This is a genomic window from Desertibaculum subflavum (assembly GCA_003576705.1).
GTDB lineage: Bacteria > Pseudomonadota > Alphaproteobacteria > Ferrovibrionales > Ferrovibrionaceae > Desertibaculum > Desertibaculum subflavum.
This window is the reverse complement of the sequence record QOZS01000005.1, coordinates 102,345-118,608: the sequence shown is the minus strand read 5'-3', so window position 1 is coordinate 118,608 and position 16,264 is coordinate 102,345. Positions and strand designations below refer to the sequence as shown.

10 protein-coding genes are annotated in these 16,264 nt (G+C 66.3%); 1 reads left to right on the top strand and 9 read right to left on the bottom strand.

All coding sequences use genetic code 11. The features are described from left to right. Positions 1-205: 205 nt before the first annotated feature. The 8 genes from DT074_RS04310 to DT074_RS04275 form a co-directional block, all read right to left on the bottom strand. A complete protein-coding gene (locus DT074_RS04310; protein WP_368744415.1) occupies positions 206-1,621 on the bottom strand; it encodes a TIGR03013 family XrtA/PEP-CTERM system glycosyltransferase in 1,416 nt (471 codons plus the stop codon). 67 nt (positions 1,622-1,688) lie between these two features. After that, positions 1,689-4,478 carry an XrtA/PEP-CTERM system TPR-repeat protein PrsT gene (prsT, locus tag DT074_RS04305; protein WP_119418580.1) on the bottom strand — a complete coding sequence of 930 codons (2,790 nt, stop codon included), beginning with the start codon at positions 4,476-4,478 and terminating at the stop codon, positions 1,689-1,691. Positions 4,479-4,537: 59 nt separating this feature from the next. Continuing rightward, entirely contained in the window at positions 4,538-5,899 is a 1,362-nt protein-coding gene (gene prsR / locus DT074_RS04300) for a PEP-CTERM-box response regulator transcription factor (RefSeq protein ID WP_119418579.1), read from the bottom strand. Positions 5,900-5,914: 15 nt separating this feature from the next. Beyond that, positions 5,915-7,993, bottom strand: a complete 2,079-nt coding sequence (prsK, locus tag DT074_RS04295) for an XrtA/PEP-CTERM system histidine kinase PrsK (protein WP_119418578.1) — start codon at positions 7,991-7,993, stop codon at positions 5,915-5,917. 42 nt (positions 7,994-8,035) lie between these two features. Continuing rightward, positions 8,036-8,350, bottom strand: a complete 315-nt coding sequence (locus tag DT074_RS04290; protein ID WP_119418577.1) for a hypothetical protein — start codon at positions 8,348-8,350, stop codon at positions 8,036-8,038. 84 nt (positions 8,351-8,434) lie between these two features. Beyond that, positions 8,435-10,333: an XrtA/PEP-CTERM system amidotransferase gene (locus tag DT074_RS04285; RefSeq protein ID WP_119418576.1), complete on the bottom strand. Its 1,899-nt coding sequence runs from the start codon at positions 10,331-10,333 to the stop codon at positions 8,435-8,437. 16 nt (positions 10,334-10,349) lie between these two features. Then, complete coding sequence (xrtA, locus tag DT074_RS04280) at positions 10,350-11,849, bottom strand: exosortase A (RefSeq protein WP_162914612.1); 1,500 nt, start codon at positions 11,847-11,849, stop codon at positions 10,350-10,352. Between the two features lie 167 nt (positions 11,850-12,016). Continuing rightward, entirely contained in the window at positions 12,017-12,733 is a 717-nt protein-coding gene (locus DT074_RS04275; protein WP_162914611.1) for an MlaA family lipoprotein, read from the bottom strand. A gap of 268 nt (positions 12,734-13,001) precedes the next feature. Here DT074_RS04275 and DT074_RS04270 point away from each other — a divergent pair, with 268 nt between their 5' ends. Further along, the gene (locus tag DT074_RS04270; RefSeq protein ID WP_119418573.1) at positions 13,002-14,291 is read left to right on the top strand and encodes an ArgE/DapE family deacylase; all 1,290 of its coding nucleotides are present in this window, start codon (positions 13,002-13,004) and stop codon (positions 14,289-14,291) included. On the opposite strand, the gene DT074_RS04265 is transcribed toward DT074_RS04270, so the two are convergent. Next, positions 14,288-16,165 (bottom strand): MFS transporter, encoded by a 1,878-nt coding sequence (locus DT074_RS04265; protein ID WP_119418572.1) that lies wholly within the window; start codon positions 16,163-16,165, stop codon positions 14,288-14,290. The two genes, DT074_RS04270 and DT074_RS04265, sit on opposite strands and share 4 nt — an antisense overlap. Positions 16,166-16,264 lie beyond the last annotated feature (99 nt).

The following is a 16,264-nucleotide window of genomic DNA, read 5'->3' as shown; positions in this document are numbered from 1 at the left end:
TGCGCGTCTTTCGCCCGACACCGGACGTTGTCTCGCTACCGGTAACCATAGACGCCGACGTGCAAAGCCCATACCACCTACATATCCAATTGAATCTCCAGCGCCTTTACTAGACCGTCGCCAATTGTCAAAAGTCGGTTGTAAGAATTTCTGACAACTGTTCGCAACGGCCAATCGAAGATTGCACCGCCTTTTGCGGGCCCGGTCAGCGCACACCTTCCGGCACCAGCACCACCCGAATAGTCTGCAGCAAGATCAGTACGTCGAGGAACAGACTGAAATTCTTGGTGTAGTAGAGGTCGTAGGAGAGCTTCTCCTTGGCGTCCGCGATCGAGGCGCCGTAGGGATAGTTGACCTGGGCCCAGCCGGTGATACCCGGCTTCATGCGGTGCCGCTCGCTGTAATAGGGCACGTGCTGGATCAGTGATTCCACGAAAAACGGCCGCTCCGGACGCGGGCCGATGAAGCTCATGTCACCGCGCAGGACGCAGAACACTTGCGGCAGCTCGTCGATCCGCGTCTTGCGGATGAAGGTGCCGATGCGCGTCACTCGATTGTCGCTGAGGGCGGCCCATTGCGGGCCGTCGCGCTCGGCATCGACCCGCATGCTGCGGAACTTGAAGAGTGTGAACGGCTCGCCGTTCAGCCCGGTCCTGACCTGGCGATAGAAGACCGGCCCCCGACTGTCGAGGCGGATGAGCACCGCCGCCATCAGCATGACGGGCAGCGCAAAGGCGAGCACCGCCGCGCTCACCAGGATGTCGAAACTGCGCTTGGCGGCATGGTGAAACGCGCCACTCGCGAAGCCATCCGAGTAAATGAACCAGCTCGGACTCAGCGCATCGAGGTCGATACGTCGCGCCTCCCGCTCGTAGAAGTCGAGATAGTCGGTAATCATGATGCCCGACAGCTTGGCGTCCAGCAGCTCTGCCGTCGGAAGGCCGCGACGGTCGTCCGTCGCCACCACCAGTTCGTCGATGCCCGTCTCGTCCACCAGGGTGCGCAGCGGCTTGTTGTGCTGCGCGAGTGGGGTCAGCGTGTTCACCGCCTCGGTCAGCACCGGCTCGTCGACGACGGGCAGGAATGTGATGCGGGCGAACGCGCGGTTTTCGGCCTTTTGCATGAACGACTGGATGCGCTCGGCCTTCTGGCCGGTTCCCAGCACGAGAATCCGGCGCTTCAGGACTTCGAGATCGACGACTCGAAGGAACAGGTACCGCCCGAGAGTCGTGAGGAGGAACGCCGTGCCGACATAGAGCACGACGAAGCGGAATTGCACCGCGAGCGGAAACTCCACGCTGCCGATCTTCGAGCGCAGATAGAAATATGCGCCGAGAATGAAGAAAACCGCCGATGCGGTGAGCAGGCTCGCCAGGCCGTGCCGGATGAAGCCGCGCAACGGGTCGGCGATCGCTTCCTTGCCGTAGAGGCCGAGCGCATAGCTGAAGACAAAGGTAAGGACCGGGGGGAGGAATTGCAGGATCAGCGGATGCTGCGCGACCTCCGGATAGCCCGTCCTCAGATACGACGTCGTCAGGATGACGGCGACGATCAGCAGAATCAGCTCGAACAGCGCAAGCCGAAACGACGCGACATGGATATTGTGCTTGAAGATCCGCATCGTCAGACAGCTCTATGCCCGTCGCTGATCGCGGCGAGCCCGGCCTATCCCCCTCGTTTCGCGGCGCTCAGTTGGCGAGCTTCCGGCGCAGCGCCTCGGCGTCGGCCCGTTCGTCGAACGACGCGTTCGCGGCAAGCACCTCGTCCAGAATGCGCCGTGCCTCGTCCTTGCGCCCGGCACCCGCCAACGCCGCCGCAAGGTGATAGCGGACCGGTGCCGGCGCGTTCGGAATCGACGCAGCCTTCTGCAGCGGCTCGATCGCCTTGGCCGGCTCGTTCCGGAGCACGAGCAGCCAGCCATAGGTGTCGAGAACCTCCGCCGCATTCGGCGCCAGCTCCGCCGCGCGCGCCGCCAGCGTCACCGCCCTGGCGCCGTCGCGTTCCCGCAATGACCAGGCCAGGTTGTTCAGCGCCAGCACGTTGTTCGGTGCCGCGGCGAGCACCGCCTCATACTGGGTGATCGCCGCCGGCTCGTTCTTGGCCTGCAGATGCATACCGGCGAGCGCGAGGCGCACGGCCTGGTCGCCGGCATTATCCTTCAGCCAGCCTTCCAGCAGATTGCGCGCCTCCGCCCCCTTCTTGTCGGCGTTCAGCGCCTCGGCCTCGCGAATGAGGATGGCGTTCGAAGGCTTCTCCGTGCGGATCTGCCGGAACACGGCAACAGCCTCGCCGTACTTCTTCGCCTGCACATAGCTTTCGCCGAGCAGCACGGGTGCCACCGCCGAGCTCGGCGCGTTCTCCTTCAGCTCCTTAGCCGCCGCAATCGCGGCATCCGCCCCGCCCTCGCGCGCCGCCAGTCGCACATAGTCCTGCTGCGCGGGCGCGAAGGCAGGGTCGACGCGTGCCGCCTGAAGCAGCGCCTGCTTGGCGCCCGCCACATCGTCGTTCAACAGCAGCGCGCCGGCGAGGCGCTGCAGAGCGGCGCCCGATTGGGGCAATTGCGCGACAATCTGCCGATAGGTCCCGATGGCCGAGGCCTTGTCGCCAACCGCCGACTGCGCCCGGCCCAGCGCATCGAGCGCCTGCGGCGTGCCACCGGTCATCGTCGCGGTCTCACGGGCCACAACCAGCGCCCGCTCGCCCTCCTTCTTGGCCAGGTAGGCATCGACCAGCTTGAGGCGGACGTTCACCGTCTTGGCGTCGGCACGCCGTGCCTTGTCGAGCGTCGCAATGGCGTCGTCCAGCTTGCCGCCGGATGCCTGCAGCTCCGCCATGTCCAGGATGGCCCGCTCGTTGCCCGGATCCGCTTCCAGGACCTTGGCGATCTGCCCGACGGCCTTGTCGCGGTCGCCTTCGGCAACGTAAACCCGGGCCAGCGCGAACCGGGCCGCATGGAATTTCGGATCCTTCTTCAGCGCCGCCTCGAATGCCTGGCGGCCGCCGGCCAGGTCGCGCTTGGCAACCAGGACGGCGCCTTCGTAGTAGTCTGGCAGCGGCGCATCCGGCGTGCGCTTGCGCAGATCGGCCACCTCTGCCATCGCCTTGTCGTAAGCGCCGCCGCGGATATGCGCGGCCAGCAGAGCCGAGGTCGCACGAACCGCGCCCGGGTTCTTGTCGACTACGCCCTCCAGCGCCTCGATCGCCTCATCGGTTTGGCCAGTGCGCAGCTTGCCGAGGGCAAGCTGGGTCTGCAGGCCTGCGTCCTCCGGATCTTGCTCCGTCGCACGCTCGAAATAGGCGACCGCGTCGTTGGACTTGCCGAGCCGTTCCGAAGCGGTGCCGAGCAGTCCCAGCAACCGCGGATCGTTCGGTGCTGTCTTCAGGGCCGGCTCGAGCATGGCCAGCGCCTTGGTCGCGTCGCCCTTGCGCAGATAGATCGAGCCCAGGATCTTTCGCGCGGCGACGTTCGATGGAATCTTGTTCACGTAGCTGCGCAAACGCCCTTCGGCAACGTCGAGCTGGCCCTTTGAATAGGAGGTCACGCCGCTGAGGAACAATGCCGGCGGGTAGTTGTCGATGAATTCCGGCGACAGGCCCTGCAAGATCTGCTGCGCGCCATCGAGGTTGTTGGCCCTGGCCGCCAGAAGAGCCTTGAAGTACGTGGCCAGCGGCTGGTCCTTGACCTTGCCCAGCACGGCGTTCACATCGGCCGTCGCGCGGTCGTCCTTGCCCTGGCGGATGTAGAGGGGAATGCGTGCCAGACGCGCCGGCACTTCGAGCCGCGGCGACGCTGCCGCCTGATCGGCGAACGGCAAGGCTTCGTCGAACTTGCCCGCATCGCGCAGCAGCTCGGCCTTGGCGAGTGCCGCTTCCGGGCTCTTCGGATCGATTGCCAGCGCCTTGTCGATCTCGGCGCCTGCCCGCTCGATGCCCTGCGTCCGGCGCAGTACAAGCGCGTAGCCGAGATGTGCGCGCACGGTCGGCTGAAGCTTCAGAGATTCGTCGAATGCCTGGATTGCCTGATCGGTGCGGCCGGTCGCCGCCAGGGCATGGCCGCGCAGAGCGAGCACCTGCGCATCGATGTCCTTCGGGCGCCCTTTGGGCTCCAGGCGCGCGATCACGTCGTCGTACCGGCGCAGCTGCAGCATGGCTTCGCCGTAGGGCACTATCGCCGACGCGTCGTCAGGCGCCTTTTCGACAAAGATGCCGAGCTCCTTCTCGGCGCTCAGCAGGTCGCCGACGGCAAGCTGCGCCATGCCGAGCGCCCGGCGCGCCTCGAGGTTGTTGCCGTCGGCTCGAACGGCGTTCTTCAGCTGGATGATCGCCGAGCGAAAATCGCCCTTCTCGATCTGCTTGCGCCCTTCGCTCAGGTACTTGTCGGATTCGGCGCGATCGGCCCAGGCCGGCGCACCGGCCAGTGCGCAGCCGACAACGAGGGCACGAAGCGAGATGAGAATCGCGGAGCGTTCGAGCTTCATGGTGTGCCTCCTCGTATGCCGCCGAGACCATGTTTCCAAGGCCCGGACGGCCTTTCTGGTCAGATTTTCACGTCGAGGGTCTTTATCAGATAGTAGAGTGTGGGCCGTGTGACGCCCAGCACTTTGGCCGCCTTCGATATGTTGCCCTGGGCATGCATCAGCGCGCGCTGGATGGTTAACCGGTCCGTCCGGTCGCGCGCCTCTTTGAGATCCAGCACCTCTTCCTGGTCCGATGCCGGCGCCGCGAGGTCAAGATCGGCAGCCGTGATCAGCTTGCCCTCGCACATGATCACCGCGCGCTTCATCCGGTTTTCCAGCTCGCGCACGTTGCCGGGCCAAGGGTGGCTGCCGATAGCGGTGATCGCATCGGGCGCGAAGCCTCGGACGGCCCGCTTATAGGCTCGATTGAAGCCGCCGAGAAAGAAATTGGCGAGCAACAGCGGATCGCCGGGCCGGGCGCGTAGCGGCGGCATATCGACGCGTACCTCGTTGAGGCGGTAGTAGAGGTCCTCCCGGAACCTGCCGGTACCGATCATCGTCGCCAAGTCCTGGTTGGTGGCCGACACGATCCGCACATCGACGGGAATGGGTTGGCGGCCGCCTATCCTCTCGACCCGCCGCTCCTGCAGGAAGCGCAGCAGCTTCGCCTGCAGCGACAGCGGCAGGTCGCCGATCTCGTCGAGGAACAGCGTCCCGGTATTCGCGACCTCCACTTTGCCGGGCGTGGTCTTGACAGCGCCGGTGAACGAACCCTTCTCGTAGCCGAACAGCTCGCTCTCGAGCAGCGTTTCCGGGATCGATGCGCAGTTGATCGCAACGAAGGGCTTGCCGCGCCGGTTGCCGAGATCGTGAATGCCGCGGGCGATCAGCTCCTTGCCGGTGCCGCTTTCGCCGATGATGAGCACGTTGACGTCGGTATTGGCGAAGCGCTCGACCGAACGGCATACCCGCAGCACATCGGGATCCGCCGTGACCAACCCCGCCAACGGAGAATCCGCCTTCTGGTGCAGCGAGCGGTTCTCGGCCTCGAGATCGTACAGATGGATGGCGCGCCGGATGATCAGCCCCAGCACGTCGATATCGACCGGCTTGCCGTAGAAATCATAGGCGCCGATGCTGATTGCCTTTACCGCGTTGGCGCGCTCCTCGTTGCCGCTCGCCACGATGACCTTGGTGGCGGGCGCGTGGGCCAGAATTTCCTGCAGGAGGGCGAGGCCCTCGGTCGCCCCGTTCTCGTCGGGCGGCAGGCCCAGGTCGAGCACGGCGACCGGAAAGCCCTCGTCGCGCCCCTTCACCATTTCCATCGCCGCGGCACGGCTGCCGGCGACCGACACGTCGAACTCGTCGCCCAGCGCCCAGGTCATCTGGCGCTGCAGGCCGACATCATCCTCGACGAGAAGCAACGGGCGACGTTCCGTCATTGCCTGGACACCACCTTATGCCGGAACGACGCGGGGCGCGACGGCGAGCGGCAGCGCAATCCGCATCGTGGTGCCGTGGCCCTCGGCGCTGTCGACCTCGAGCGCACCGCCGAGCTGGCGCACGGTTTCTCGCGCCTGGTAGGCGCCAATGCCGAACCCCGATCCCTTCGTCGATCGAAACGGACGAAACAACTCATTGCGAACGAACTCCGCATCCATGCCAGGCCCTTGGTCGGTGACCTCGATCAACCCTCGGCCGCCCTTGTCCGATACCGTGATCGTCACCACGCCGCCGGCCGGCGTCGCCTCAATGGCGTTCTGGACTAACTGTTCCAAAACATTGGTTAATTTCTCCGTACTGGGCAGCTGGACCGGAACGCTGTCCGCCCGGGCGGAGACGACGATGCGATGCTCGCCGGCAGACCAGCCGCCGGTGAAGTCGCGGACAAGCCGTACCAGATCTTCATGCCGGACGGGCGCCTTGTTCTCGGCCTTCATCTCGGCTTTGGCCAGACGCTTCGCGCTCAACTGTTCGAGAAGCGCCCGCATCTTGTCGACCGAATTGCGCAATGTCGCGGACAGATCGGCTCTGAAGGCCGGGTCGTCGCCGAACTTTTCCATGTTGCGAACGAGAAGCGACAGCTGTCCGGTCAGGTTCTTGATGTCGTGGATCACGAACGCGAAGCGCTTGTTGAACTCCTCCAGCTGGCGTGCCTCCATCAGCGCCCGATAGGTCATTTCCTCGGCGATGTAGCCGGCAATCTGGCCGCCGATCAGCCGGAACAGCTGATAATCCTCCTCACCCAGGTCGCGCGGCACCCGCGGGCGCGACAAGGCCAGAATACCGATCAGACGGTCTCGATGCGTCAGCGGCACGATCAGCCAGAGATCGGGGACCGCCGATCGCCAGCCGGCCAGCGCATCCGCCCCGGTCAGTTCACCCAATGTCGCCGGGTCGGCCAGATTGAGGACCGCCGGCTGCGATTCGAGCGCGGCGACGACCGGATCGCTCTCCGGCAGCACGGTGACACCGGTCCGGAAATGCCAGCCGGCCGAATATGAAAGCCCGCCGTGATCGGCGCTCCTGAGCCACAGGCTGCCGGCATGGCTGTCCAGCAGCTCCGCCGCGGCTTTGACCACCCGCGCATGCAGGTCGACCACCTCGTTGTCGGACGCGATCGTGTTGGTCAGCCGGCTCCACTCCATCCGGTAGTCGTAGCGATAGCTGAAGAAATTCTGGCTGATGAACAGCTTGATCGCCGATCGCACGGTGCGGGACAGGAGCGCCAGCACCAGCCCGATCAGCGCCAGCGCCACCACGACAAGCGACAGCGCTGTCGCCGCCTGGCCGCCGATCGTCCGCACATAGGTACCCACCAGCGCGGTCACGATCAGATAGGCGCCGCTGGCGATCAGCGTCGCCGAATAGAACACCACGCCGCGCGAGGCGTGAATGTTGACGGCGATGACGGGGTTGCGAATGGCGCTGACCAGGATCAACGGGATCAACGCCGTGGTCACGATGCCGCGCGCGGCGACGAAAGCGTCGTTTTCCTGGCGGAACAGGAACACGACCGAGTGCACGACGAAGTCGAGGATGAACAGCGCGAGCAGCGCGACCAGGAGATATTTGAGGGCCCAAAGCTGGCTCTGCGACAGATTGCGCAGCACGTTCTCGATCGTCATCAGGCCGATCACGGCCAGGCCGATGGCCAGCAGATAGCCGGCAGCGGCGACGATCTCGCCGTTGGGCGCGGCCGCCAAGGCTGCCTGAGCCGCGAGGAGCGCCACGGCCGCCACGCCCAAATATCGCCAGAGCGCCGGCGTCCGTCCGATGAAGCTGCTGGCCACGGCGATCAGCAATGCGATCCAGCCGAACGAACGCGCCGCTTCGGCGATGCGGGCGGCGTCCTCCGCCACCGCGCCCCCGCTGGCATCGGCGAACGCCGCGAGGCCGGCCCAGGCTGCCGTCGTCAAGGCGGCAAGGGACAACGCCCGCGGGCCGCTCCCCTGGCCGCCGCGCCAGAAGACCAGCACGGCCGTCAGCAGATAGGCGACAGCGGCAACCGCGTGAACCCAGCCGACCAGCGACATGCCCGCCTCTCGCTCAGCGAGCTCGAAGAGAAAGCCGCCACATCAGCGTGCCTCCCGCGCATAGTGGCGCGCCAGCCATGCGCCCGCCGCATCACGGTGAAGCTTGTTGGCAGAGTTCGCCATGACCTGCGCCTGTTCGAAACAGGTCACCTCGGCACCGTCGAGGCGATCGACCAGTTGCTCGATGAACCGGGGAAACACGTCGCAGAACTCTTGGAAGTCGACGAACTCGTCGCGAAGCTGGTCGTGCAGCTCCATCAATGCCGAGAGACGGGCGGGCCAGCCCATGGGGGCGAGCAGGCCATAGCACCGATCGACCAGTTCCGAGGCGAGGTTGTCTGCCGGCACGCTCGTCAACCCCGATCCGTGGGGAATTGCACGCGATCGATAGTAGAGATCAGGCGCTCGCCGGCGCAAGCCGCACCCATATCCGTCACCGCACTACGCCCGCGCCCCTGTGTTGCGCAGGAATCCCTCGAACATCCACAGATTCCATAGCAGGGCCGCATGGTCGCGCCGGCCGGCGGCATGATCCTCCAGGCGACGCGCGATCTCGGTCATGTCGAACAAGCCGGAACCGCCGAGCGCCGGGCCGAGCAACGCGGCGCGGATGCGCTCGCGCAGCGGCCCCCGGAACCAGCGCGCCAGGGGCGTCGAGAAGCCCTGCTTCGGTCGATACAGAAGATCGTCCGGCACCTTCGGCTCCAGCGCCCGCTTCAGAATGAACTTGCGTTCCTGGCCATTGAGCTTGAGCCCCGACGGCAGGCTGGCCGCCCATTCCACAAAGGTGTGGTCGAGCATTGGTACGCGAACCTCGAGTGAAACCGCCATGCTGGCACGATCCACCTTCACCAGCATGCGCCCGGAAAGCCATGTCTTCAGGTCGGCGTATTGCACCGCAGCAAGCGGGTCGTCGGTGCCGGCGGCGGCGATATGGCCGGCCAGCACCTCGACCGCTCGATGGCGCTGCAGATCCGCCTTGAGGCGCGAGGAGAAGATGGCGGCGCGCTCGGGATCGGTCGTCTCCGACACGCTGATCATGTAGGCCTCGACCGGGTCGGAGGCGAGCTCCTGGAACGTGGTCTTGGCGCGCAGGAAGCGCGGCGCCCAGTCGAGCTTGGGGTAGACCGCCCCCAGCATGCCGAACAGGCCGCGGCGGATGCCGTCGGGGACGCTGGCGCGGATCTGCTGCTCGCGCACATGCCAGAGATACCGCCGATAGCCGGCGAACACCTCGTCGCCGCCGTCTCCCGACAGCGCGACCGTCACCTTCTTCCGTGCCAGTTCGCACACCTTAAGCGTCGGCAAGGCCGAGCTGTCGCCGAACGGCTCGTCGTAGATCTGGGCCAGGCGGTCGATCGGGCCGATCGCGTCGGCATCCACCGTCTCCACGACGTGATTCGTCCGGTACCGCTCAGCGATTTTTGCCGCGTAGCCCGATTCGTCAAAATCCGGCTGCTGGAACGCGATGCAGAATGTGTTGACCGGCACGGGCGAGAGCTCCGCCATCATCGCGACGATGGCGCTGGAATCGACGCCGCCGGACAGAAACGCGCCGAGCGGCACATCCGAGATCATGCGCATGCGGACCGATGCGCTCAAACGTTCGATCAGTTCGTGGCGCAGATCGGCCTCCGTGCCGGCCGGCCCCTGGGTGAAGCGAACGTCCCAGTAGCGCTTCGGACGCACCGTCTCCTGGCCCTGCTCCAATGTGATGCTGTGTCCGGGCTCGAGCTTGAACACGCCGCGCAGGATGGTCAGCGGCTCCGGCACGTAGCCATAGGCGAAGTACTGCTCGACCGCGCGCGGCTCGATCCGCCGCTCCAGGCCGGGCAGGGTCAGCAGCGCCTTCAACTCGGAGGCGAAGGCGAACATGCCGTCCGGCAGAACCGTCCAATAGAGCGGCTTCTCGCCCAGCCGGTCGCGGGCCAGGAACAGGCGACGCTTCGCCCGGTCCCAGATCGCGAAGGCGAACATCCCGTTGAAGCGCTCGACGCAGGCCTCGCCCCATTCCTCCCAGGCATGCACCACCACTTCCGTATCGCAGACGGTCCGGAAGCCGTGTCCTTTGGCCTGCAGCTCGGGCGTCAGCGACTGGAAGTTGTAGATCTGACCGTTGTAGACGACACCGACCGAACCGTCCTCGTTGTAGAGCGGCTGGTTGCCGCCGGACAGGTCGATGATGGCGAGACGGCGCATCGCGAGGCCCACGCCCGGTTCCAGGTGAAAGCCGTCCGAATCCGGCCCGCGATGCAGGATGGCGTCGTTCATGCGCTCGAGCATCGCGCGGTCGATTGCCCGCTGACCGCGCAGATCGAACAATCCGACAATACCGCACATGCTCCGATACCTTCCGTCAGCGCCCGGCCGCCGCCGCCGCGGCCGCGGCCGCGGCCATGCCGGCCAGCGCCGTCCGCAAGCTGTCAAGCTTGCCGCCGAAGTTTGACAAGAGTTGCTCCGCCTGGCCCACGCTCGGCCGCGCCTCGGTGGTCAGCACGAGCACCGCCGCATCCCGCCGGCCGCCGAGCAACTCGCCCTTGAGCTGCTCGATCTTGGCCTGCAGCAGGCTGGCGGTGAACCGGCCATTGACCCAGTAGAGCGCCCAGACCAGGCGCTCGCCGCCGCGACCGACCAGCCGCTCCGTCGCCACTTTCACTTTCTCGCCGCCGATGTCGATCGTGGCGGTGCCGCTGCCGGCCCGGCGCCAGGCACTTTCCTCCGCCAGCCCGATCAGGCTGCGGGGCAGCTTGCGCGTGGAGGATTGCCGCGCGAAGTAGCCGACGAACACATCCACCTCTCCGCCCGCGGCCGTATAGCGCTTGGCCACCTCGGCATGCGGGCGGCCGAATTCCGGCCGAAAATCGGTCGTCGGCGCCGCGTCGGCCCAGCCCGCGATGTCGGGCAGCGCGATCTGCGCCACCGTTATCGCCTCGGCGTCCCGATCGCCCCAGGCGAGATATGCCGGCGCCAGGGCGGCGATCACGATCGCGGCGGCGGCGGTGACGGCAAACCGGCGCGGCGCGGCGCGGCGATCCGACCGACCCGGCGGTGCCGGCGGCGTGAAATCCTCCCGGAAGCGCACCCCGACGACGGTCAGCAGCAGGGTAACGGCGGCGAAGAAACCCCAGCCATAGACGATGTGGTCGGCGTCGACCGCGGCCTGGTCGTCGATCAGCTGCGCCAGGACAATCAGGCCATAGGCGCGGAACCCGTTGGCGATTACCGGCACGACGATCGAGGCCGCGACGAAAACCAGCCGCTTGCGCCAGGAGCCGTACATCAAGCCTGCGAACAGCACGCCGTAGGCGACCGAGGCGACCAGAAAGCGAAGGCCGGCGCAGGCTTCGGCGACGACGAAGGTGCCGGCGGGCACCTCGATGATGATGCCGTCGGAATAGACCGGCACGCCGGTCAGCTTCAGCATGCCGACGGCGAAGGCGGCGGTGAAATCCTGCAGCGGGCGTACCAGAAAATCGCCGCTCGGTATCAGGAACAGCGCGTAGAGCAGCGGGAACATGGCGGCGCGATAGGCGCGCAGCCCCAGGATCGCCAGCAATGCCACCTGCGCCATGCCCATCAGCGCGAATTGCTGCGCCTCCAGCACGCTGACGAAGCGGGCGAGCAGCCACGCCATGGCGAACGGCAGGATGGCGATCAGCGCCAGAGGAAATGGCGACGGCTCGACCTTGCGCAGGACGTCGCGCCGCTCCCAGGCCAGGTAGGCGCAGATCGGCAGGATCAGGAAACAGTGGTTATAGGTCTTGGAGCCCGACCAGACATCGACAGCACGGATCACCGCTTCGGCGTCGAGTGCGAAGATCGCCGCCACGGCCAGCAGCCCGGCGCCGCCGGCCATCAACCATTGCGACCGGGACGCCGGAGTCTGCACGTCGTTCGGCGGGGCCGGAGCCGGCCGATGCCGAGGACGTTCAAGGTCTGGCAGGGGAGCGGTCATCCCTGCTCCATTAGCAACTGGACGATTTACGGGTGGTCAACGCCGCGTGAGCGCGAGCCGCCCGGGCCTCAGCGGCCGGATTCAGCGGCCGCCTGCTTATCCGTCTCGCCGCCCGCGTCGCCGAGCGGCTGCGGCGCAGTCGTGCCGCCGCTCGCCTTGTTGCGAATCTCGTCCAGCCGGCGCTGGCGGCTGATCGAGCGGATCTGGGCGTAGTAGTCGAGCGAGGTGCGCTCCAACGCATCGAGTGTGTCCAACACCTGGTGGCGCTGGTCGATGGCGTTCGCACCGGTGCGGACGAGCGCCCACTCGCCCGCATTCTTCTCGTGCAAGAACCAGTTCACCGGCTCGACGAAATATTCGATCCCCAGGCCGATCGCGTCGCGCGGATTCGAGGGGCCGATTACCGGGATCATCAGGTAGGGACCCGACTCGGCGCCCCAGACGGCGAAGGTCTGGCCGACATCCTCGGCGTGGTAGTCGAGGCCGAAGATGTTGCCGGCCACGTCGGCCAAGCCGCCGATGCCGATCGTGGTGTTGATCAGGAAGCGGGCGACGGTGACGCCGGCGCGGTCGACCTCGCCCTGCAGCATGTCGTTCGCGAAGGTATAGGGCGAGCGCAGGTTGTTAAGGAAGTTGGTCACCACCTCGCGCGTCGGATCCGGGACGACTTCGCGATAGGTCCAGGCGACCGGCCGCAGGATAAGACGGTCGAGATACAGGTTGATCTCGAACACCGCCCGGTTGGCCGGCTCCAGGGGATCGTTGATCTCGTTGTACTCGGCCAATTCCTCCGGGTCCGTCGGGGCGGTCGCGCAGCCCGCGAAGGTAAGGAGGAGGGCCGCAGTCAGCCCTGCGGCACGCAGATTCAGCCGGCTTGTGTTTTTCATCGCAACTGCTCGGCAACCTCTCCGCGCCGGCTGATTTCCCCCGACCGACCGGGGAAGCCATGGCGTTATACAAGCGTGCTGCCCAACAGTAAACAAAGCGTCGCTCCCCTTCCCGATGCCGGCTACGCTGAAGGCGTATATCAACGGTGAAGTGGAGTAACTAGCTATGCCCAGGCTCGATGCCGAAGTGCGCTTGTCCTTGATGCGCGCGGTCGATTCGGTGGTGGACGACGTAATCGACTTGACGGCCGAGCTGGTAAAATTTCCCTCGACTCGTGGCGCAGAACACACAGCCCAGGATTTCATGGCGGCGGAGATGCGCCGCCGCGGCCTCAGCGTCGACCGCTGGCGGATCGATATCGACGAGATACGCCACCTGCCGGGCTTCTCGCCGGTCCACGTCTCCTACGAAAACGCCATTAACGTTGTCGGATCCTTGCGGGCGGAGCGGCCGAACGGCCGGTCGCTGATCATGAACGGGCATATCGACGTGGTGCCGACCGGCCCGGTGGACATGTGGACCAGCCCCCCCTTCCAGCCGCGCCGCGACGGCAAATGGCTGTACGGCCGCGGTTCGGGCGACATGAAGGCCGGCCTCGCCGCCATGCTGGGCGTTCTTGATGCGTTCCAGAAGGCCGGTTATCGGCCGGCGGCCGACCTGCACCTGCAATCGGTCATCGAGGAGGAGTGCACGGGCAACGGCGCGCTGGCCTGCGTCGCCCGCGGCTACCGCGCCGACGCGGCACTGATCCCGGAACCGGTCTCCGATGGCTTCATCCGGGCCCAGGTCGGGGTGCTCTGGTTCCAGGTGCATGTCCGGGGCCTGCCGGTGCACGTCTCCCGCGCCGGCACCGGTGCCAACGCGATCGAGGCGTCGTTCTCGCTGATGCAGGCGCTGCACAAGGTCGAGGAGCGCTGGAACGCCGACAAGCACCAGCATGAGCATTTCGGCCATCTCGACCATCCGATCAATCTGAGCGTCGGCAAGATCCAGGGCGGCGACTGGGCCTCCAGCGTGCCGGCCTGGTGCGTGTTCGACGTCCGTGTCGCCATCTATCCCGGCCAGGACATCCAGCAGGCCAAGCAGGAAATCGAGCAGGCGATCCGGGATGCTGCCCGCGACAACCGCTTCCTGGCCAACAACCCGCCCGAGGTGGTGTTCCATGGCTTCGAGGCGGAAGGCTATGTGCTGACCGGCGGCGAGGAAGCGGAAGCGACCTTGGCCGGCGCCCATGCCGCCGCCTTCGACGGTGCCGCCCTGAAGGGCATCACCTCGACCGGCACCACTGACGCCCGCTTCTTCGGGCTGTATGCCGGCATCCCCGGCCTTGTCTACGGGCCGAAGGCCGAATCAGTGCACGGCTTCGATGAGCGGGTCGATCTCGAATCGCTGCGCCGCACCACCCAGGCCATGGCCCTGTTCACCGCGGAATGGTGCGGGCTGGAGCGGCTCTAGCGGCGCTCGCCGCGCAGCGATTTCACCGTCTCCGCCAGCGCCGGCAACTCGATCAGCGCCGGCGCGACGGCCGGCCCGACCACGAGGCCGACCCGCCGGCGCAGCTCGCGCAGCGCGCGGCGGGCCAGCCCACCGGGTGCGCGGGAGAAGACGCTGTCCCACAGGCCAGACAGGCCCATCGGGATCACCGGCACCGGCGTCTCTTCCAGGATGCGCTTGAGGCCGGGGCGAAACTCGTTCATTTCGCCGTCCCTCGTCAGCATGCCCTCCGGAAAGATGCAGACGAGCTCGCCGCGGCGCAGATACTCGGCGACCTTGGCGAAGGCCGCCTCGTAGATCTCCGGCGCTTCCTTGCGCGACGCCACCGGCACCGCACCCGCCGTGCGGAAAATGAAGCCCAGCACCGGGATGCTGAAGATCTGGTGGTCCATCACGAAGCGGATCGGCCGCCGCACCGAGCCCGCCAGCACCAGCGCGTCGACGAAACTCACATGGTTGGCGACGACGACGGCCGGCCCCTCTTCCGGTATCTGCTCCAGCCCGCGCTTCTCCACCCGATAGACGGCGCTGACCAGCAGCCAGACCAGGAACCGCATCAGGAATTCGGGGACCAGCGAGTAGATGTAGAGCGCGACGGCGATGTTGATGCCGGCGAAGATCAGGAACATCTGCGGCACGGTGAATTCGGCCGGGCCGAGCAGGAAGACCGAGAGCGCCGCCGACAGCACCATGAACAGCGCGTTCTGGATGTTGTTGGCCGCGATGACCCGGCCGCGCTTGTCCGGCTCGGTCCGGGTCTGGATGATCGCGTAGAGCGGCACGATGTAGAAGCCAGCGAACAGGCCGATCAGGAACAGATCCGCCAGCACGCGCCAGCTCATCGGATCGGCAACGAAGGCGATCCAGTCGCGCAGTTCGCCCCCGCTCCAGGCCGCATGATCGGCCATGAACAGATCGATCCCGAAGATCGAGAGCCCGACCGAGCCGAACGGCACCAGGCCCAGCTCGACGCTCTTGCCGGAGAGCTTCTCGCACAGCGCGGAGCCGACGCCGATGCCGACCGAGAAGCAGACCAGCAGGACGGTGACCACCGTCTCGGAGCCGCCGAGAATCTCCCGGGCATAGACCGGGAAATGCGACAGATAGGCGGCGCCGAAGGCCCAGAACCATGAAATTCCGAGGATCGAGAGATGGACCGCGCGGACTTCGCTCGCCATCTCCATGCCGCGGAAGGTGGTGCGCAGCACGTTCCAGTCGATCTTGAGCTGAGGCGCGGCGGCCGGCGCCGCCGGCATCGCCAGGCTGGAAAGGAAGCCTGCCACCGCTATGGCGACGACGGCGACGCTGATCCAGAGCACATGGCCGGTGGTGAGCGCCAGCAGGCCGCCGCCGATGGTGCCGATCAGGATGGCGAGGAAGGTGCCGCTCTCGACCAGGCCGTTGCCGCCGATCAGCTCTTCCTCCCGCAGCACCTGCGGCAGAAGGCTGTACTTCACCGGCCCGAAGAAGGCCGATTGCGCCCCGAGCAGGAACAGGATGCCGATGAGAAAGGCCGGGCTGCCGAGCCAAAGGCCGATCGGCACCAGCGCCATGATCACGATCTCGCCCGCCTTGATCAGCCGGATCAGGCGCGCCTTCTCGTATTTCTCGGCGATCTGGCCGGCGGTGGCCGAGAACAGGAAGAACGGCAGGATGAACAGCGCCGCGGCGACGTTCAGCATGGTCTCGGCGCTGCCGCTGGCCGCCCCGAAGGCGATCAGCATCACCAGCGCGTTCTTGTAGATGTTGTCGTTCAGCGCGCCGGTGAACTGGACCAGGAAGTAAGGCAGGAAGCGCCGCTGCCCCAGCAGCGCGAATTGGCTTTGCTCGCTCACTTCCCTGCCCCCTCAGCCCCAGGCCGTCATTGAGTTTGCCGGCCGGATGCGCCAGAACGCTGCCTGAACCCCAAGAATAGCGTGGTCCGAGGAGTTTGC